At 31.9% G+C, this 19,638-nt stretch carries 14 protein-coding genes and 1 other RNA gene; 3 read left to right on the forward strand and 12 right to left on the reverse strand.

What is annotated here, in order from left to right:
• Positions 1-7 precede the first annotated feature (7 nt).
• On the reverse strand, positions 8-3,448 hold the full coding sequence (locus J3R86_RS05740; RefSeq protein ID WP_207518462.1) for a dynamin family protein: 3,441 nt from the start codon (positions 3,446-3,448) through the stop codon (positions 8-10).
• A gap of 643 nt (positions 3,449-4,091) precedes the next feature.
• Between J3R86_RS05740 and J3R86_RS05745 the strand changes: the two genes are divergently transcribed.
• On the forward strand, positions 4,092-5,435 hold the full coding sequence (locus J3R86_RS05745) for a PepSY-associated TM helix domain-containing protein (RefSeq protein ID WP_207518463.1): 1,344 nt from the start codon (positions 4,092-4,094) through the stop codon (positions 5,433-5,435).
• A 155-nt stretch (positions 5,436-5,590) separates the two neighbouring features.
• On the opposite strand, the gene J3R86_RS05750 is transcribed toward J3R86_RS05745, so the two are convergent.
• The 6 genes from J3R86_RS05750 to J3R86_RS05775 form a co-directional block, all read right to left on the reverse strand.
• Complete coding sequence (locus J3R86_RS05750; RefSeq protein ID WP_207518464.1) at positions 5,591-5,935, reverse strand: DUF4889 domain-containing protein; 345 nt, start codon at positions 5,933-5,935, stop codon at positions 5,591-5,593.
• A gap of 70 nt (positions 5,936-6,005) precedes the next feature.
• Positions 6,006-7,154, reverse strand: a complete 1,149-nt coding sequence (locus J3R86_RS05755) for a THUMP domain-containing class I SAM-dependent RNA methyltransferase (protein WP_207518465.1) — start codon at positions 7,152-7,154, stop codon at positions 6,006-6,008.
• A gap of 418 nt (positions 7,155-7,572) precedes the next feature.
• Positions 7,573-7,953: RNase P RNA component class B (rnpB, locus tag J3R86_RS05760), an RNA gene on the reverse strand.
• A gap of 63 nt (positions 7,954-8,016) precedes the next feature.
• Positions 8,017-8,367 (reverse strand): cell division regulator GpsB, encoded by a 351-nt coding sequence (gpsB, locus tag J3R86_RS05765; RefSeq protein ID WP_207518466.1) that lies wholly within the window; start codon positions 8,365-8,367, stop codon positions 8,017-8,019.
• 13 nt (positions 8,368-8,380) lie between these two features.
• The gene (locus J3R86_RS05770; RefSeq protein ID WP_207518467.1) at positions 8,381-8,944 is read right to left on the reverse strand and encodes an SLOG family protein; all 564 of its coding nucleotides are present in this window, start codon (positions 8,942-8,944) and stop codon (positions 8,381-8,383) included.
• 1 nt (position 8,945) lies between these two features.
• Positions 8,946-9,296 carry a DUF1798 family protein gene (locus J3R86_RS05775; RefSeq protein WP_207518522.1) on the reverse strand — a complete coding sequence of 117 codons (351 nt, stop codon included), beginning with the start codon at positions 9,294-9,296 and terminating at the stop codon, positions 8,946-8,948.
• 549 nt (positions 9,297-9,845) lie between these two features.
• Between J3R86_RS05775 and recU the strand changes: the two genes are divergently transcribed.
• Complete coding sequence (gene recU / locus J3R86_RS05780) at positions 9,846-10,472, forward strand: Holliday junction resolvase RecU (protein ID WP_242685751.1); 627 nt, start codon at positions 9,846-9,848, stop codon at positions 10,470-10,472.
• Positions 10,469-12,679 (forward strand): transglycosylase domain-containing protein, encoded by a 2,211-nt coding sequence (locus tag J3R86_RS05785; protein ID WP_207518469.1) that lies wholly within the window; start codon positions 10,469-10,471, stop codon positions 12,677-12,679. Before recU ends, J3R86_RS05785 begins: the two co-directional genes overlap by 4 nt.
• Before the next feature lie 235 nt (positions 12,680-12,914).
• Here the strand turns inward: J3R86_RS05785 and J3R86_RS05790 are convergent, their stop codons facing one another.
• The 5 genes from J3R86_RS05790 to J3R86_RS05810 all read right to left on the reverse strand — a co-directional run bounded on the left by J3R86_RS05790 (position 12,915) and on the right by J3R86_RS05810 (position 19,637).
• A complete protein-coding gene (locus J3R86_RS05790; protein WP_207518470.1) occupies positions 12,915-13,259 on the reverse strand; it encodes a YpoC family protein in 345 nt (114 codons plus the stop codon).
• 4 nt (positions 13,260-13,263) lie between these two features.
• Positions 13,264-13,923, reverse strand: coding sequence for an endonuclease III (gene nth, locus J3R86_RS05795; RefSeq protein ID WP_207518471.1), 660 nt, complete (start codon positions 13,921-13,923; stop codon positions 13,264-13,266).
• Positions 13,916-14,599 (reverse strand): DnaD domain-containing protein, encoded by a 684-nt coding sequence (locus tag J3R86_RS05800; RefSeq protein WP_207518472.1) that lies wholly within the window; start codon positions 14,597-14,599, stop codon positions 13,916-13,918. Before J3R86_RS05800 ends, nth begins: the two co-directional genes overlap by 8 nt.
• A 204-nt stretch (positions 14,600-14,803) precedes the next feature.
• A complete protein-coding gene (asnS, locus tag J3R86_RS05805; RefSeq protein ID WP_207518473.1) occupies positions 14,804-16,096 on the reverse strand; it encodes an asparagine--tRNA ligase in 1,293 nt (430 codons plus the stop codon).
• An 841-nt stretch (positions 16,097-16,937) separates the two neighbouring features.
• On the reverse strand, positions 16,938-19,637 hold the full coding sequence (locus J3R86_RS05810; protein ID WP_207516477.1) for a helicase C-terminal domain-containing protein: 2,700 nt from the start codon (positions 19,635-19,637) through the stop codon (positions 16,938-16,940).
• Position 19,638 lies beyond the last annotated feature (1 nt).

Raw genomic sequence — 19,638 nt, forward strand, 5'->3', positions numbered from 1 at the left:
CTCTTTCCTACTTTAAAATATCATTTAATTGCTGATGTTTAAGTTGTAATTGGTTAATCAAGTCATCATCAATATTAAATGATAATAATTCATTGATTTGCATCATTATATCTTGCTCTAAATGATTAAAATGTTCATTAGCAACTTGTGACATTTGCGCCACTTTACTATCTAATTGTTGTCTTAATTGATTTAAGCCATTTTGTAATAAGGCTAACGTTTGATCAGTGATTTGCTGTTGAATCTCTCTTTGTGATGTTGGATTTAAAATTTTCCTTTTTGTTAATTGTTTCGGTAAATGATTTAACATGTCGTCAAATTGAATTGTTAACAATGATTGGTCAACTGAATCAAGCTCAATATCAAAGTTTGGCGTAACAAACACATGTACATCTGCTAACTTTTTAACCGTTGGTGCTAATTGTTCTATTAATTGTTCATTATAGTAGCGTTTAATACGTTCAACTAATACTGATTGTTCTTGGTATAAACGTTGATGAATTTGATCCAAATAACGTTTCGTCGCCATTTTCTTTTCTTCATTAAAATCATGGTATTGTGTCATTTGTGTATTAAATATCGCTTTTGCATCATCCAAAATTTGTAGTTGTAAGCGTCCATTTAAGTGATAAATTTGGTCTTCAATTTCATTAATTGTATATTGCTCTGTTGTTGATATTAAGTTTGGACTTAATAACTGTTGTTGTTGGTATTGTTGTAAACGCTGTTGTCTAGACTCTAATTTAGCTTTATTCGTGTGATAATCATTAATCATTTGTTGGTATGATGCATTGATTTGCTGTAATTGATAAGTCATTTGTTGCTCTAAAATGACTTTCGACTCAACAGTTGCAAAATGATCAATACTATCACGTAGCTGATTGATACCGTTATCATGTCCTTGTAACGCTTGTCGACTTGATACACTGTAAATATCAGATTGTAAATTCACTTGATTTAAGGCATCTTCAACATATGCTTCAACAGCTTGGCGATCTTCATCAGATTCAGCTAAATCTACCGCATTGATAATCATCTTAAAGGATTGATTATCATGTAGTTGGTTCATATTTTTCATATGCTCAATAAATGCTTTATCATTATCTGTAAATGAATGGTTGAAATAACTGACATATAAAATTAAATCTGATGATGTTAAAATTTGTTCCGTTTCATTAGAGTGACGTTGGTTATTCGAATGTAATCCTAATGAGTCAACGATTATTTTATCTTTCAACCAATCATGAGGTAATGCAATGTGCACTTTTTTGACGAAAGTAGCATATTCATCTTCAGCACTCCATTTTTTCAAGTCATCTTGCTGAATCGTGTGTTGTTCTCCTTGCGCAATCATATCTTCATACATTTCATAATGCTTTTCTACTGCATTGATAAAAGCAAGTTGATTTTTTTCTAACTGTGCTGTCAAGGCTGATATATCACTGGCAATAAATTCTTCCAACGTTGAAAAAGACATGTGGTGATAAGTGACTACTTGATTAATGTCATCTAATAATTGTGCCTTTGATTTCAACGAAATACTACTCGTATTGCCATATGAAATTTCTGTCGTTGCTGCTGTAGTTGGATTTGGCGAACTAACGAGTATGGTGTCACCTAATAAAGCGTTAATTAAACTACTTTTACCTGCACTAAATGTACCAAAGACACCAATTTTAACTACTTTATCATCTAGACGTTGCAGTGTGTCAGCAATATCTTGTTTAGTTTGTTCAAATAAAGGTACATCTTGAATCACATTTAGCGCTGCTGTTATCGTCTGTTGATTTGAAGTTGTAACATGAGCTAGTGTTGTGTCACGCTCGCAATTTGTGTCTTTACTTTCATATTGTTGGTGTTGATATGTCGTTTTTGTACGATCGATCAACTTATCTAATGATTCATCTAAATGAATATAATAATGGCGATAATTTTTTGTTTCTAAAGAATGGCGTAAGTCGCTTAATTCCGTATAACGTTGGAAATCTTCTAAATCGCTATTTTCATTCGTCGCTAATTCGTCGGCTTGAACATTGGCTACAACATCTTCAAATATAGGTGTCGATTCCTGTTCCACTAATTTTCTAATTGCTTTTACTACCTCATCTGAAAACGTTAAAACATAAGTATTACTGATAGACGTTTGAGGTTGATATAAATCTTCAATTAATGCGGCTGTGATTTCATAATGTTGATTGAGCACACGGTCAGTAGTACCTTTGGTCGTAACAAATCTAGTAACAAATGACATATCCTCACGCATGGGCTGACGTATTTGTTGATTCACACGTTGTTGTAATGCATCAACTGCTTGTTCTAAACGTTGTTGTTGCATATCGTATTTTTTCTTCTTCTTATTAAATAGACCACCCATGTTAAAATCTTTAGACATACTTTCCAAATAACTACGCAATAATTCTCGCATATCATGTGTCATGATATAGGCATTTTCAAGAATATTTTTACGCTGTTCTTTTAAAAATACCATAAGTTCTTGTGGATTATTTAATAATTGTGCCTCTTCACTAACGGCTTGATTTTGTTGCGTATTAATAAATGCTTGCTCAAAATCTTCTTCTGCGATACCCAAATCATCAAGGATATCTTGAATTTCATTTTGCAAATAGGATAATTGTGCCTCAGTAATGTAATCGATGGTACGATGTGTGAAACTGTCAAGGCTCTCTCGATGTTCATCTAAATACAGCATATAATCAGATAACGCTGATAACTCATTATTAGGCCCATCGTATTTAGACACATAAAATAAGCGTTCTAAGTTAATATCCCAATCCACAATCGATTGTTCTACGCGTGATTTAAAAGTGTCAAAAGTGAGTTCATCTTCGTTATGTTTATCAACTTGATTAATCACAAAGACAACCGGTATACCCACTTCGTTCATATGTTTCATAAATTTAAAATTCAAGGCGGATTGTACATGATTATAATCAACAGTATAGAAAACCATGTTACTGGTATACATATATTGTTCAGTCATCGCTTGGTGGGAAGACACATTAGAATCTACGCCTGGTGTATCTTGTAACGTAAAACCTTGATTAAATTTAGAAGATTGAAAGTTAATTTCCACTGACTCTACATCAACATTTTGTCTATTCATTGCTTTCACTTCATCATAAGAATTCAATGTCGTGTATTGTTGATTTGGCAAATTAGCAATAATCTCATTGTTGTCAGCAACTGAGACGATAGCCGTATTACTCGTTGTTGGTACTGGTGAACTTGGTAATATTTGTTGTTCTAAGAGCAAATTAATTAACGTTGATTTCCCAGCTGAAAAATGCCCTACAAATGATAAAGTATACTGTTGCAAGTAAACTTTTTTAATTACTTGGTTAATCGTATCTACTAATGCTGTGTTATTAGACTTTTCAACTTCTTTTTTTAATTTATATAAACGGTCTAATTGTTCTGAATTTGTCATCTTACTTACCCCTTTAATCCAATACTAACTATATCCATCCTTGTAATAGCTATACACATTCATTTTTGAAAAATATGGTCTCTCCCAAATTGGACTGATACATAATTATTTTTTTAAGCCTCGCTATGCCCAACTTGCATTGCATGAAAAAACTGGATAACCAGTTTTTCTGTGTTGGGTCCCTTCCTAGGGTGCTGTCTCAGCCTCCCCAACTTGCATTGTCCGTTGAAACTAAATGATTAGTTTCTTTTTGTTGGGGCCCCGGTCTTCGACTAGCACTGTTGCCCAACTTGCATTTCTTGTAGAAACTGTTTCACAGTTTCTCTGTGTTGGGTCCCTACCTCAGGAGTCTCGGCTTTAAAATAATTTTTATTTTAAATTAATCATTTTTTATTTATCAGTCCTAAAAAATAGAGAACCAAAAATATAAGTCTACACTATTACATTGTTTATTTTGTACTTCTAAATTTTATCATAGGGACATGTTAAAACCTATGTAAAAAGCTATTAATTCATTATTAAGACTATGATTTTATTGAAATATTACAACTTCGAATAAAATAGGAGTATCTCTATTTATTTGTCACAAAGTGTTCACACACACTAAAAATATAAAACGTATAATATTTGAGCGGAGGGAAATATGAAAAATACATTTAATCCATTACAAAGATTACATTTTTATGCAGCTTTATTTATTTCACCGTTACTTATCACACTTACCATTTCGGGTATCGGATATCTATTTTATCCAGAAGTGGAAAATAATATCTACAAAACTGAATTTTTCGGTGATAGTAACATAACAGAACATCAATCGTTAAACAAAGCAGTACATCAAGTCGAACATCAATTTGATGGCTTTTATGTTAGTAAAGTAAGTGTCATGGCACCACCTTATAATACGCGTATAACAATAGATGATATGGCGGGTAATCAAAGATATGTCTTTTTAGATCACAATAATCAAATAGTTAGTGACCAAAATGCTAAACACACGTATTCAAATGTAATGAGAAATATACATAGTTCACTATTCACTGAAAATACGATTATTAATTATTTAGTTGAACTCACAGCGTGTTGGACAATTTTTATGATTTTGTCTGGAACCTATTTACTCGTTAAAAAGAAACTGTTAACTAACAAGAGCAAAGCATTACGTTTTCAAAAATGGCATGCCGTCATCGGTGTGATTATAGCAGTTCCAGTCTTTATTCTTGTGTTAACTGGTCTTCCTTGGTCAGGATTTATGGGTAGTAAAATTGCTGACTTAATGGATAATCATGGCAATTTAGGTCAAGGACAACTTGCAATCAATCCACCTAAATCAGATGTTAATGAATTACCTTGGGCTACAAGGAAAAATAAACAACCAGCATCTGAAAGTGGCGGTGCACACGCACATCATGGCAATATGGCTATGCCTCTAACCAATTTGGACCATCAAATATCCATTGATAAAGTGGTGACCAATGCTGAACATGCCGGTATTAAAAAGCCATTTTCAATTGTCTATCCATCTGATATTAAGGGTACATTTGTCGTTTCTAACTCTAGTAACACTGGCGTTACAGGTTTAGATGTCTCTCCTTACGATGAAAAGACGCTATATTTTGATCAATATAGTGGTAAAAATTTAGGAGAAATTAAATATCAACAATATGGCATTATTGCAAAGTGGTTTACTTGGGGTATTCCATTACATGAAGGTCACTTATTTGGTATTGCCAATAAAATTATTAACACACTGGTATGCTTATTATTATTAGGTGCTATTGCTTTTGGATTTACATCTTGGATCAAACGCGTCAAAGGTTCTTCAGTAAAAGTGCCTCGACGTGTTAAAAAACCGATGTCTATTTCGGTTGTTGTATTCTTAATTATTTTAGGTGTCTTAATGCCTTTATTTGGAATGTCACTCATTGTTATTTTTATTATTGAAGCATTACTCTATGTCAAAGATTATAAACAAAAACAAAGCTAAAGTAAAAACGAGATTGTCAGCACTGGTTTAAGTGCTAACAATCTCGTTTTTGTTATATTTATTTAATTAGGTTCGATATCAAATTGGACTGCTGGTTGTTATAGGCTAGTTGCCTAACTTGCACATTAAATAAAAGATATAGACATTTAAATTAATTATTGCATATTCATGCTCATGTGCATTTCATGGATTTTCATCATTAAACCATGTGGAATGTCATCATGTTTAACTATATCTTTTTTATAGAATGTCTTGCCATCATCTTTAGAAATCAACTTCACGAAGTCACCTTTTTTAGGCTTGAAGTCACTATCTGTGTCAATTTTAACATTATGTTTTACTAGTCCATCTTTTTCACTTACTACTTTTTCAGCAGTTGTTGAATTACTCATATAACCATAATACGTTGTCTTCTGACTTGAAAATACCATCATGCAAATAATAACAATACCTATAATTAATAGTATTGCTGATAAGCCAATTCCCATTTTTTTACTCATTTAAGTTTGCTCCTCTTACTTAGACATATTCGTCTTTATTTTTCTTCATTTAATATAATATCACAAAATGTTAGTTACTTTGTTGCTGAGTTTTGTCTAATTTTTTACCCCAATATTGATAATAGGTACATTCAATATAGCCATTAAATAATTTTCGACGCTTAGTTGCTTTACGATTTACTAAATATTCAAATTCTTTATTACTTGTTAAAATATATGTTGATAAATATGGATGTTGTTTCATTAATTTACCAATATAGCGATACATTTCCTCAACTTCTTCACGATCGCCAATACGTTCACCGTATGGTGGATTACCGATTAAAGCAATAGGTTCTTCGCTATCAATTGTTAATGTATTAACATCTTTAACAGTAAATTGAATAATATCTGCTAGACCTACTTCTTCAGCATTACGTTTAGCAATGTCAATCATTTGTGGATCGATATCTGAAGCATACACTTGTATTTCTTTGTCATAATCTGCCATTTTATCAGCTTCATCACGAAATTTGTCATAAATATTTGCTGGCATGATATTCCATTGTTCAGAAACAAAGTCACGATTAAAGCCAGGTGCAATGTTTTGAGCAATTAAACAAGCTTCTATAGCAATTGTTCCAGAGCCACAGAACGGATCAATTAACGGTGTATTACCATCCCAATTGGCAAGACGAATTAAACTTGCAGCTAGCGTCTCTTTAATTGGCGCCTCACCTTGCGCTAATCTATAACCACGTCGATTTAACCCAGAACCTGAAGTATCGATAGTCAGTAACACATTATCTTTTAAAATTGCTACTTCAACCGGGTATTTCGCACCACTTTCATTTAACCAACCTTTTTCTTGATATGCATGTTTTAAACGTTCAACGATGGCTTTTTTTGTTATAGCTTGACAATCTGGTACACTATGTAAAGTAGATTTCACACTTCTACCTTGCACGGGAAAGTTACCTTCTTTATCGATAATAGTTTCCCATGGTAATGCTTTTGTTTGTTCAAATAATTCATCAAAGGTCTTAGCGTTAAAACGTCCTACAACGATTTTGATACGATCAGCTGTACGTAACCATAGATTGGCTTTAACAATTGCTGACTCATCACCTTCGAAAAAGATACGTCCATTTTCTACTTGGGTCTCATAACCTAACTCTTGTATTTCTTTCGCAACTACCGCTTCTAAGCCCATTGGACATACGGCTAATAATTGAAACATATTTTATCTCCTTTTGTCTTCATCATTGTAATACTGTAATCAAAATTTATAATTTAAGTCATTTCATACTATTAATCTACATTTTGATGTTAAACATTCCTATATATATTATGGGTTTGTGATCATCTTTTAAGCTTAAAAATAGATGTTTAAAAAGTAACTATCGTAACTGATGACTGTCATTATGTTAAACATTCCTATTATTTTAATACTCTATATTAGATAGTCATATTATATCAACTGTAGCTATATTATTTAAATATTTATAATGATATGATTCGTTTGCGATAAAATCTAATACAAATTAATCATACTCAGATGAACGTCTAAATTAGAAATTAACAACCTTTAACATATTTTTCATTTTCCCATTAAAAAAGCTCTCCAGTATTTAGGAGAGCTAAACTAGTAGTGATATTTCTATAAGCCATGTTCTGTTCCATCGTACTCATCACGTGCACTAGTCACACTGGTACTCAGGTGATAACCATCTGTCTACACCATTTCAATCACTGAAATGTGTCTCGTTTATACGTTGAATTCCGTTAAACAAGTGCTCCTACCAAATTTGGATTGCTCACTCGAGGGGTTTACCGCGTTCCACCTTTTATATTTCTATAAAAGCTACGTCACTGTGGCACTTTCAAACTACTCTAACCATATCTTAAAGACTTAGGTTATTTCATTGCCGTCAACTTAATGCCTTGATTTATTGTTTCATCAAGCACGAACACTACAATCATCTCAGACTGTGTGAGCATGGACTTTCCTCTATATAATATAGCGATTACCCAAAATATCACTTTTAAGATTATAACATAGTCATAATTAGTTAAACAGTTAAACTTTATGTATTCGGATATTATTTACCAAATACAGCTTTTTCTAAATTAGAAATTCGTTTTAAAATATCAACATTGTTTGATGATGCTGAAGTTGAAGCGTTTGAATTATTTGAAGAAAAACTTTTATTGTCTTGAGGTCTAGATGTTGCTACACGTAGTCTTAATTCTTCTAATTCTTTTTTCAATTTATGGTTCTCTTCAGATAATTTTACAACTTCATTATTCATATCGGCCATTTTTTGATAGTCTGCAATAATATCGTCTAAAAATGCATCTACTTCTTCTCTTCTATAGCCGCGAGCCATTGTTTTTTCAAAATCTTTTTCATAAATATCTTTTGCTGATAACTTTAATGAAACATCTGACATATTTTCCACCTCATTAGAATCTTTGATCTTCAGACCACTGTAAGTCGTTGATAAATGCTGTTAATTCATCAAACGTCACAATATCACAAGTATAGTTTGTTTTTTCCATAAAATCAACTAACATCTGCTTGAAAAACTTAGGACTTGCTTCCTGTTCTTCATCATAAATAAGCAATGTTTGATCGGTATGTTCAAGCATAAATTGATCGGCTTGCTTAAATTGATAAGGTCCCTGGTATGGTGCATGAAAAATACTATCAACATAATCTGCATGTTCAGTAATATTGGCATACTTTGCTTGATTATGTTCGTTCCATTTTTCAGTATGACCAAGAAACGGTGTGATAACAGCATATTTTAGTTCTGGATAATTTTGTTGCAAATCAATTACAACTTCTGCAGTCCATAATTCAATACCCATTTGTCCTTGGATTAACACCCACTCTAATCCTTCATCTAACAGTTGCTTAATTTTATGTTTAATAAATTCCTTTAAATAGTACACTTCAGGTGCGTCATCTTTAAAAATGTTCAATTCATATGATTTATATCCTGTAATATAGACTGTTTTTATCATGTTAAGATAACGTCTCCTTATTAGACAACTCATCTTCTATCGTTTGTAGATCATAATGCACACTCTTTATCTTTTCCATGAATAACTTCCTACTTGTTCGTTGAAAATGACATTCGACAGATAATTCCTCGATATGTTTCATTAGTAATTCAAACTTGTTGTCATTCATATATGGCATATGAATAATGTGTAGCTTATACGTTTGAAATTGAGCGAGAAAATGATCTATTTTTGATGCATATGGTTGTACAACTTGATAAAAATCATGATCACATTGATTTGTTTTAACATGCTCATACGTTTGTTGCATGTCATTTACTTCCGCTATAAGTTGTTCTACTACTGACTTCATCATATAGACGCCTCCGTACAATTAAATTTATCATAATGAACATCAATAGTCATGCTTAACAACTTAATTATATTTTATTATTGTAATATTTTAAATGATTAACATTTGTTAACAACTTAATCGTAACTCTACCTATTATATTGTCATTGTTTTTAAAGTTAAATTTTCACCGCAAAAATTTGGGGATTCAACTATCATTAATAACCTTTTAAAACTTAGTTGTGCCAATTTCAATAAATTCTCAAACATTTAAACATAATTTGCTGTGTGATAAACCTACATTTATAACACAGTATGTACTTTTCACACTGCTTATCTAAGTAATGATGTCATACTAAATATTGTCTATTGTTAAATCTTTAACTCTAACTATCCAACACAATCGGCAATTAAATGTAAGATTATCATATTGTGTATTTACAGAAATCACGTTAAAATAATAAATGGTGTACTATGTCAAACGCATATATACTAAATTAAGTTTGGAATTTTGCTATAATGTTGTGTATAATTAACAACGTTTACTACCAAACTTGTGTGGTGAAATGTATGAATTATCCAAATGGTAAACCATATCGTAAAAATAGTACTACAGACGGAGAGCAAAAAGCTGCCGTCTTTAGTAATATAGATTATGGTGGACGTGGTATGTCACTAGAAAAGGATATCGAACACTCTAATTCGTTTTATCTTAAAAGTGGCATGGCAGTTATTCACAAAAAGCCTACTCCAGTTCAGATAGTTAACGTTAACTACCCTAAACGGAGTAAAGCTGTGATCAACGAAGCATATTTTCGTACACCATCAACAACTGATTATAATGGTGTTTACCGAGGACATTATATTGATTTTGAAGCAAAGGAAACTAAAAACATGACTTCTTTTCCTTTAAACAATATTCATGATCATCAAGTTGAACATATGAAAAATACATATCAACAACAAGGTATTGTATTTTTGATTATACGTTTTAAAACCCTTGATGAAGTGTATTTATTGCCCTACTCTAAGTTCGAATATTTTTGGACTAGATACAAGGCTGACATCAAAAAATCAATAACAGTTGATGAAATACGAAAAAATGGTTACCATATTCCTTATCAGTATCAACCAAGATTAAACTATCTTAAAGCAGTTGATAAGTTGATATTAGATGAAAGTGAGGACCGCGTATGACGGAAAAGAAAGGATCTTCTCAGGCTAACCAAAATGGCCAAAATAATGGGAAGTCCAATTCAAAAAAGAATAGAAATGTTAAGAGAACGATTATAAAGATTATTGGTTTCATGATTATTGCATTTTTCATTGTTCTTTTACTCGGTATCTTATTGTTTGCATATTATGCTTGGAAAGCACCCGCTTTTACAGAAGCTAAATTACAAGATCCTATTCCAGCCAAAATATATGACAAAAATGGTGATCTTGTTAAAACATTAGATAACGGTCAAAGGCATGAACATGTTAATTTGAAAGATGTTCCAAAATCGATGAAAGATGCTGTTCTAGCAACTGAAGATAATCGATTCTATGACCATGGTGCTCTAGATTATAAACGTTTATTTGGAGCGGTTGGTAAAAACTTAACTGGTGGATTCGGGGCGCAAGGTGCATCTACACTAACGCAACAAGTTGTTAAAGATTCATTCTTATCACAACAAAAATCTATCGGTCGTAAAGCTCAAGAAGCTTATTTATCATATCGCTTAGAACAAGAGTATAGTAAAGATGATATCTTCCAAGTGTATTTAAATAAAATTTACTATTCTGATGGTGTAACTGGTATTAAAGCTGCTGCTAAGTACTATTTCAATAAAGATTTGAAAGACTTAAACTTAGCTGAAGAAGCTTACCTAGCAGGTTTACCTCAGGTTCCAAATAACTATAATATTTATGATCATCCAAAAGCAGCTGAAGATCGTAAAGATACAGTACTTTATTTAATGCACCACCATAAGCGTATCAGCGACAAACAATGGAAGGATGCTAAGAAAATTGACTTAAAAGCAAACTTAGTAAATCGTTCTAAAGAAGATCGTCAAAATGTTGATACAAATAAAGATCCAGAATATAACTCATATATTAATTTTGTGAAATCAGAACTTATGAATAACAAACATTTCAAAGATGAGGATTTAGGTTCTGTGTTACAAAGTGGTATTAAGATTTATACAAATATGGATAAAGATGTTCAAAAAACATTACAAAATGATATTGATAATGGTAGTTACTACAAGAATAAAGACCAACAAGTTGGTGCAACAATTCTTGATAGTAAAACAGGTGGACTTGTAGCCATTTCTGGTGGACGTGACTTTAAAGATGTCTTAAATAGAAACCAAGCTACTGACCCTCACCCTACCGGTTCATCTTTAAAACCATTCTTAGCTTATGGTCCTGCCATTGAAAATATGGACTGGGCAACAAACCACTCAGTACAAGATGAATCTGCTTATCAAATTGATGGCTCAACATTTAGAAACTATGACACTAAGAGTCATGGTAATGTATCAATTTACGATGCCTTACGTCAAAGTTTCAACATTCCAGCCTTAAAAACTTGGCAAGCAGTTAAAGAAAGTGCTGGTAATGATGCACCTAAGAAATTTGCAGCTAAACTTGGTTTAGACTACGAAGGTGACATTGGTCCTTCAGAAGTACTTGGTGGTTCTGCATCTGAATTCTCACCTACTCAATTGGCTTCAGCATTCGCTGCAATTGCAAATGGTGGAACATATAACAATGCACATTCAATTCAAAAAGTTGTCACTCGTGATGGCGATACAATTGAATATGATCATACAAGTCATAAAGCTATGAAAGCTTCAACAGCTTATATGTTAGCTGAAATGTTAAAAGGTACTTTCAAAGCCTATGGTTCAGCATATGGCCATGGTGTTTCAGGCGTTAATATGGGTGCTAAAACTGGTACTGGTACTTACGGTAGCGAAACTTACGCTGAATATAACTTACCTGATAATGCTGCGAAAGACGTTTGGATCAATGGTTTCACACCACAATATACAATGTCAGTATGGATGGGCTTCAGTAAAGTTAAACAATACGGTGAAAATTCATTCATTGGTCACAATGAACAAGAATATCCACAATATTTATACGAAAATGTAATGTCTCAAATTGCTTCAAGAGATGGCGAAGACTTTAAACGTCCAAGTACAGTTGGTGGTAGTGCGCCAGACGCATTATATGTTGCAGGTAATCAAGATAGTAACGTTACTAACCGTAGTACTCACGGTAGTAGTGATACTTCTGCCAACAACAATGGATCATCACAATCATCAAATGGAAGCAGTAATAGTTCATCACAACAAAATAGTGGTGGCAATGCATTCACAAGACTATTTAACTTTATTCCATTCTTCTAGATAAAGTATTTCATCCTAGGTAGCTCTTTAATAGAGTTATCTAGGATTTTTCTTTTGCATTAAAATAAAAGGAAGCTAAGCTATATTCTAACTACTGTGATAACTATTGAAATGTCGCTTAATGAATGCTTATCCTTGCAGTTGTATTATTTAAATAAGCTTATTAAAAATGCTCTTTAGTGACATCAATTGATGATGTAGTACTAAAGAGCATTACTGTTATTTATCATTACTGTTATTTATGTTGATTTTTAATTTTTAATCTGGTTTGATATGATGCATTCATTTTAATTAATTCTGAGGTTAATGTCTTCATTTGTCTATATCCCATAAAATGATATTTACGTTCTATCATATAATGATATCTTTCTTCAAAATTCATCGGTACAACAGGATATTGTTCTAACTTACTAAAGTCCAAGGAACCATCTATAGCATTTACTTGTTTAAAGTAACGCATAATCATATCAAAATATTCATCTAGATATGGTTTTGCTTCAATTGATTTAAGTGCCTTCTTTTTAGCAAAGTTATCTATTTGTTCTTCTAATTGTTCAAAATCTTGTCTTGTTATAGTCATTTCACTATGCCTCTTTCAAACTAGCTTTATAACGTTTCTGACCTTCTCTACAATCGTCTAATAACGGACAAATATCACATTTTGGTGCTCTAGCTAAACAATGATATCTGCCAAAAAATATGAGTTGATGATGACTTTTCGTCCATCGATCTTTAGGTATAATTGAACAAAGTCGATCTTCTACTTGTCTGACATTATCTTTCCAGCGATTAATACCAAGCCTTTTAGAGACACGTTCAACGTGTGTATCTACTGCTAGTGATGGTTCTCCAAATGCGACACTCATGACAACATTAGCAGTTTTACGGCCAACACCAGCTAAACTTTCAAGTTCTGTATGTGTTTTTGGTATTTGACCGTCAAATTGTTCTAATAACGAGCGACAAAGTTTTTTTATATTTTTCGCTTTATTTCTATATAAGCCGATTGAACGAATATCATTCATCAATTCTTCATCACTTACAGCAAGGTAATCTTCAGGTGTTTTATACTTTTTGAATAATTTTGCTGTTACCCTATTAACTAGAACGTCTGTACATTGCGCCGACAATAACACTGCAATAGTTAATTCAAATGGATTGTCATGTTTGAGTTCACATTCGGCATCAGGAAACATATCTGCAATAACATCAATCATTTCAAGTGCTTTCTTTTTACTAATCATCTAGTTTCTCTCCATTTAGCCAGTCAAATTTCGGTACTTCTTTTACTACATGTGTCATCTTAGGTTTGTTAAACTTTTCTCTAATTTTTTTAGAATCTTCTATCGTTTTTACATTATTTTTCTTCCAATTAAGTAATATACGATCAATATATTTAAAACTCAATTTATTCTGTCCGTTTGCCTCGTCCAAAGCTGCTTGTATTATCGCTATATCATGTTGGTCAACATCAATCCATTGATTTAATGTTTCTATTTCATAAGGAGATAATGGTCTAGCAAATGTATCTTCTAATAATCTAAATAGCTGTTTAAATTTTTCTTTATTATTTTGTTCCTGATTTTCAATCTCTTGTTGTGCTAATAGTTGGCTTAATTTATCAAAAAAAGGATCTAAATTCATATATTCAGTAAAACGACCTTCTTCATCCTTTTGAACATTTAATTCTAGCAGTTCACGTTGAATTAAGTTTTGAATAACATTAGTAACGTCTCTAGGTTGCATGGTAGAACCTTGTTGTAACAACTCAATCGAAGGCTGTTTATTAGAAGTTTCTGATGCATATATTAATTTAATTAAAATGATTAAATCTTGTTCATCAATTCCAAGTTCACTATAGTGATCTAACAATTCACGTCGAATAACGACTGGTCTTGTTTTCAATTGATATTTATCCATTACTCAGCCCCCCTTTTTTACGTTTCTATCATATCATAACAATGTTAGCGAAAAGTTGTTATAAAAATGCTTAAATAAATAAAACGGGAGCAGGACTGAAATCCTTTACTAGCAAAGATTTCATAGTCCCACTCCCATTACTAATATTTAAGCTATCATGCTACTTATTTGCTATACACCATCTAAAATGCCAGACAAATGTTCTTATGGATATAAACGATTTAATAGTCTTGGGAATGGTGCTGTTTCTCTAACATGTTCTACACCTGAAATCCAAGCAACTGTACGTTCTAATCCTAAACCGAATCCACTATGTGGAACACTGCCATAACGACGTAAGTCTAAATAATAGCTATAAGCATCTTTATCAAGACCAAACGCTTCAACACGTTGTTCTAATAGTTCTAAATCATCAATACGTTCAGAACCACCGATAATTTCACCATAACCTTCAGGAGCAATTAAATCAGCACATAACACTGTATCTTCATTCTCTGGGTTAGGTTGCATATAAAATGGTTTAATTTTAGTTGGATAGTTTGTAATAAATACTGGTAAATCATAATGATTAGCAATTGCCGTTTCATGAGGCGCACCAAAATCTTCACCCCATTCAATATCATCAAAGCCTTGTTCTTGTAAGAAGACAATTGCATCATCATAAGTAATTCTAGGGAATGGTGTTGCAACTTTTTCTAATTTTGACGTATCACGTTCTAAAATATTCAATTCAAGTTTACAATTTTCTAATACTGATTTGACAACATGAGTGACATATTGTTCTTGAATTTCTAAACTTTGAGCATGATTTGTAAATGCCATTTCACCTTCAATCATCCAGAATTCAATTAAATGTCTACGTGTTTTTGATTTCTCAGCTCTGAACGTTGGACCAAATGAAAATACTCTACCATGTGCCATAGCCGCAGCTTCTAAATAAAGTTGACCACTCTGTGATAAAAATGCATCTTGATCGAAGTATTTAGTATGGAATAATTCACTTGTACCTTCAGGTGCGCTAGCAGTTAAAATTGGTGGATCGACTTTAGTAAATCCATCATTGTTGAAAAATTCATACGTTGCACGAATAATTTCGTTTCTAATTTTCATGACAGCATGTTGTTTTTTAGATCTTAACCATAAGTGTCTATGATCCATTAAGAATTCTGTACCGTGATTTTTAGGTGTGATTGGATAATCATGTGCTTCTGAAATAACTTCAATTGATTTGACTTGCATTTCATAGCCTAAGTCAGAACGATTGTCTTCAGTTATCACACCAGTAACATATAATGACGTTTCTTGCGTAATATCTTTAGCTAATTTAAAAGTATCTTCATCAACTTCTGCTTTAACAACAACACCTTGCATAAACCCTGTACCATCACGTAATTGTAAAAAGGCAATTTTACCACTTGAACGTTTATTAGTTAACCAAGCTCCAATTGTCACTTCTTGGTTTATATAATCTTTAGCTTGTTTAATCGTTGTTTTCATAACCATTCTCCTATATTTTAGTTGTCATATATTTCTTTTTTATTTTAACAAAATATAACACTAGTTTCTAGAACTTGATATCAAGTCATCGTACTATCTATGCTCATTGATTAACGCATAACACCATCGTTAATACCATCGTTGACATCACTAGCCACCATTAATAATATCGTTGCTTTGCTTATTGACATAATCATGGTGTTAATTTAGCAGTCTACCCTATATTTGGATTTTATGTTAAATTCTTAAATCAAATACCACGGCAATGCGATATATATAATACTAATACGCTATCAACTACTATAGATTTGTAAAATGTTGCTCTAATTTGAGGACTGTGTCATTAAATAAAGTTTCAAATCATCACAACCATCAGTACAATTTGTTAAAGAACATAAAAATTTTATATATTAGTACAATTTGATAGAGAACCCAAAAAAGGTTCTCTATTTTTCAGGACTAATATATAAAAAATGAATAATTTAAAACGAAAATTAATTTGAAGCCGAGACTCCTGAGGGCGCAGTGCTAGTCGAAGACCGGGGACCCAACACAAATAAACTGATTAATCAGTTTATACAAACAGTGCAAGTTGGGGAGGCTGAGACAGCACCCTAGGAAGGGACCCAACACAGAAAAACTGGTTATCCAGTTTTTTCATGCAAAGCAGGTTGGGCATTGGGGCCCCAGCAAAGAAAAATTCTGTCAACAGAATTTTTACTATAATGTGCAAGCTGGGGTGCGAGGCTTGAAAATTTAATTATGTATCAGTCCGATTTGGGAGTGTACCTAAAAAAGCACTTCCCAAAACAGCAAATATGTAAATGAGAAGTACTTTAAGTTAAGTTGATTTATGATTGCTATTAATTTGACGTAATAATTTACCAAATTGCTGGATATCGCCTTTCTTTTGACGATAATTTTCTAAAGTTTGAGCAAAGAAATTTTTGTAATTACTGTTTACTAAGCGATCATCAAATGACACAATGACACCTTTATCATTTTCATTGCGAATCAAACGCCCTAAGCCTTGTCTAAATCTAGTTACAGCATCCGGTAACACATATTCTTTAAATGTCGATGTGAACTCTGAATCCATTAACCAATATTTGGCATTATGTTTATTCATAAATGGTAACTTAGCAATCATCACACACTTAATGCCATTAGCTTGAAAATCAAAACCTTCAAAAAATGTTGATGTCCCTAATAAGATGGCTTTATCAAAGTTGTTAAATTGTTGAACAATTTTATAATTCTGATTTTGTTGTTGTGTCAAAATAACGTAGTCGTCAAATTGAGGTAAGTCATTCAACAATTCTTGGACCATATGCATCATCTTATAGCTTGTAAATAATACTAAACATTTAGATTGCGTGATAGTGGTATATTCAATAATATAATCAACGATAGATGCCACATAATCATCAATGTTTTTATACTGATAAGATGCCACATCACTAGGAATAAAGACATTAGTGTTCTTAGCACTTTGTAATGATGTTGCTACTTCATACGTATTGAATTGTGTTTCCTTATTAAATAAATGTTGGAACGTTTCAAACGAATGATTAAATTGCAGTGTTCCAGAAATAAAGATTAAGGATTTAAATTTATCTAACACTTGCTCTGTGAGAATGTCTTTAACAGCAAAGTCTTTCACATATAAACGTATGGTAGACTTTTGCGTTAAGTTCTTAATAGAAATAAAGCTTGTATGCTCATCTTTTAAACTTTGCTCAATATTTTTAAACTTATTATTAAGATACAGTAACTGTTTACGTAGAGATTTAACTGTTTTATGACTTATGCCATTAAAAATTTCTAATGTTCTATTAAGTTTGTCAATAATTGCATGCAAATCACGTAAAATTTCAGTCGTATCGAAACTAAAGACATTATGGAAACGATGCACATCGTCATCATAAACTTCAGATTCATTTATAATATTAAATATTGTAGTAAAGAGTTGTTCATTTAAATCATGAATGTCATTCATATTAGCTTTTAAACCAAAGACATCAATTGGCGGTATATCTAAACGTTCAAGTATACGTTGCTGCTCTAATTGATCGATGGCTTTAAGTAATTTTTCATTTTCATTTTTGCCGATTAGTCCTAATTGATATTTAATATCTGCATAACTCAATTCATTTGTAACTTGATTTAAGGCATAATCTGGAAGTCGATGTGCTTCATCAATAATACAATCATCAAATAATTGATAAATCGTATTTTCAGCATCTGAATGGATTAAATGAGCATGGTTTGTAATACCAATTTGAATATTTTGCGCATTTCTTTTGATGAAATTATAGTAATGGATATCATGGCGAACAGGAACATACGTTTCTATTTTTTGATCAAAATACATTTTTTGACCACCTTTTAAATTTAATTCCTGAATATCTCCCGTAATTGTTTCAGTTATCCATATGAGTAACTGCATTTTTAATATATTGACTTCGTAATTGACCGTTTCTTCTTTTAATATTTGGCTAATTAAACCTAATGAAATATAATCTTGTTTACTTTTAATAAGTAAGGCGTTTATTTTGAAATTTAATGCTTCATTGATGGACGGTATATCTTTTTCTAATAACTGACTTTGTAACAATTTTGTATTCGTTGAAATCATCACATGCTTACCTGTCTCAATATTGTAGACTAAAGCAGCTAATAAATATGCCATAGATTTCCCACTGCCTAAAGAAGCCTCTATCATCGCTTTGTCACTATGCATCAATTGATCAAGTATAATTTCAGATAGGTATAATTGTTGTGGTCGATAAGTTAAATTTAACGTTTCAACTACTTTTTTATACAAAGATTTTAACGAACCTTTATAATTGGTAACTGGCTTTTTAAAATCAACTTGTTTACGATAAATAATTTGTTCAAATTGCTCAAACTTGTCATCTAACGGTTTCGTTTGATAATGTCTCACCATTTCAAAAAAGATATCATATAAATCATATTTTAAGTTTTTACTTAAATAATAAAGTTGTTTTAACGTATCAATTGGTAATTGTTCAAATTTAGTAAATGCTAAGATCATCAATTTCGCAGTTGTCGCTGCATCTTCATCAGCTCTATGCGCATTAGCTAATGTAATGTCATGTGCTTCTGCTAGTTCACTTAATTGATAACTTTTATCTGTGGGAAAAGCAATTTTAAATATTTCTAAGGTATCAATGACTTTCTTTGGTCGATAATTAATATTACAATCTTTAAACGCTTTTTTAATGAAATTTAAATCGAAATCTACATTATGCGCTACGAAAATACAATCTTTTATTTTGTCATATACTTCATCAGCAATTTGAGCAAAATATGGTGCTTGTTGCAACATGTCTTGTTCAATTGAAGTTAATGCTTGTATAAAAGGTGGAATGTCTAAATCAGTTCGTATCATTGAATGATATGAATCGACGATATTGTTTTGGCGAACAAAACTAATTCCGATTTGAATAATATCGTCATATTCTAATTGATTACCAGTTGTCTCTAAATCAACAACGGCATATGTCGCTATTCCCATG

The organism is Staphylococcus simiae, assembly GCF_017357005.1.
GTDB lineage: Bacteria > Bacillota > Bacilli > Staphylococcales > Staphylococcaceae > Staphylococcus > Staphylococcus simiae_A.

Bases quoted from the DNA above. Each gene is read 5' to 3' on its own strand.
- J3R86_RS05800 (WP_207518472.1), bottom strand. From the start codon at position 14,599: ATGGATAAATATCAATTGAAAACAAGACCAGTCGTTATTCGACGTGAA.
- J3R86_RS05750 (WP_207518464.1), bottom strand. From the start codon at position 5,935: ATGAGTAAAAAAATGGGAATTGGCTTATCAGCAATACTATTAATTATA.
- J3R86_RS05740 (WP_207518462.1), bottom strand. From the start codon at position 3,448: ATGACAAATTCAGAACAATTAGACCGTTTATATAAATTAAAAAAAGAA.
- J3R86_RS05785 (WP_207518469.1), top strand. From the start codon at position 10,469: ATGACGGAAAAGAAAGGATCTTCTCAGGCTAACCAAAATGGCCAAAAT.
- J3R86_RS05790 (WP_207518470.1), bottom strand. From the start codon at position 13,259: ATGACTATAACAAGACAAGATTTTGAACAATTAGAAGAACAAATAGAT.
- J3R86_RS05770 (WP_207518467.1), bottom strand. From the start codon at position 8,944: ATGATAAAAACAGTCTATATTACAGGATATAAATCATATGAATTGAAC.
- recU (WP_242685751.1), top strand. From the start codon at position 9,846: ATGAATTATCCAAATGGTAAACCATATCGTAAAAATAGTACTACAGAC.
- J3R86_RS05810 (WP_207516477.1), bottom strand. From the start codon at position 19,637: ATGGGAATAGCGACATATGCCGTTGTTGATTTAGAGACAACTGGTAAT.
- asnS (WP_207518473.1), bottom strand. From the start codon at position 16,096: ATGAAAACAACGATTAAACAAGCTAAAGATTATATAAACCAAGAAGTG.
- gpsB (WP_207518466.1), bottom strand. From the start codon at position 8,367: ATGTCAGATGTTTCATTAAAGTTATCAGCAAAAGATATTTATGAAAAA.
- J3R86_RS05745 (WP_207518463.1), top strand. From the start codon at position 4,092: ATGAAAAATACATTTAATCCATTACAAAGATTACATTTTTATGCAGCT.
- J3R86_RS05755 (WP_207518465.1), bottom strand. From the start codon at position 7,154: ATGTTTCAATTATTAGCCGTATGTCCAATGGGCTTAGAAGCGGTAGTT.
- nth (WP_207518471.1), bottom strand. From the start codon at position 13,923: ATGATTAGTAAAAAGAAAGCACTTGAAATGATTGATGTTATTGCAGAT.
- J3R86_RS05775 (WP_207518522.1), bottom strand. From the start codon at position 9,296: ATGAAGTCAGTAGTAGAACAACTTATAGCGGAAGTAAATGACATGCAA.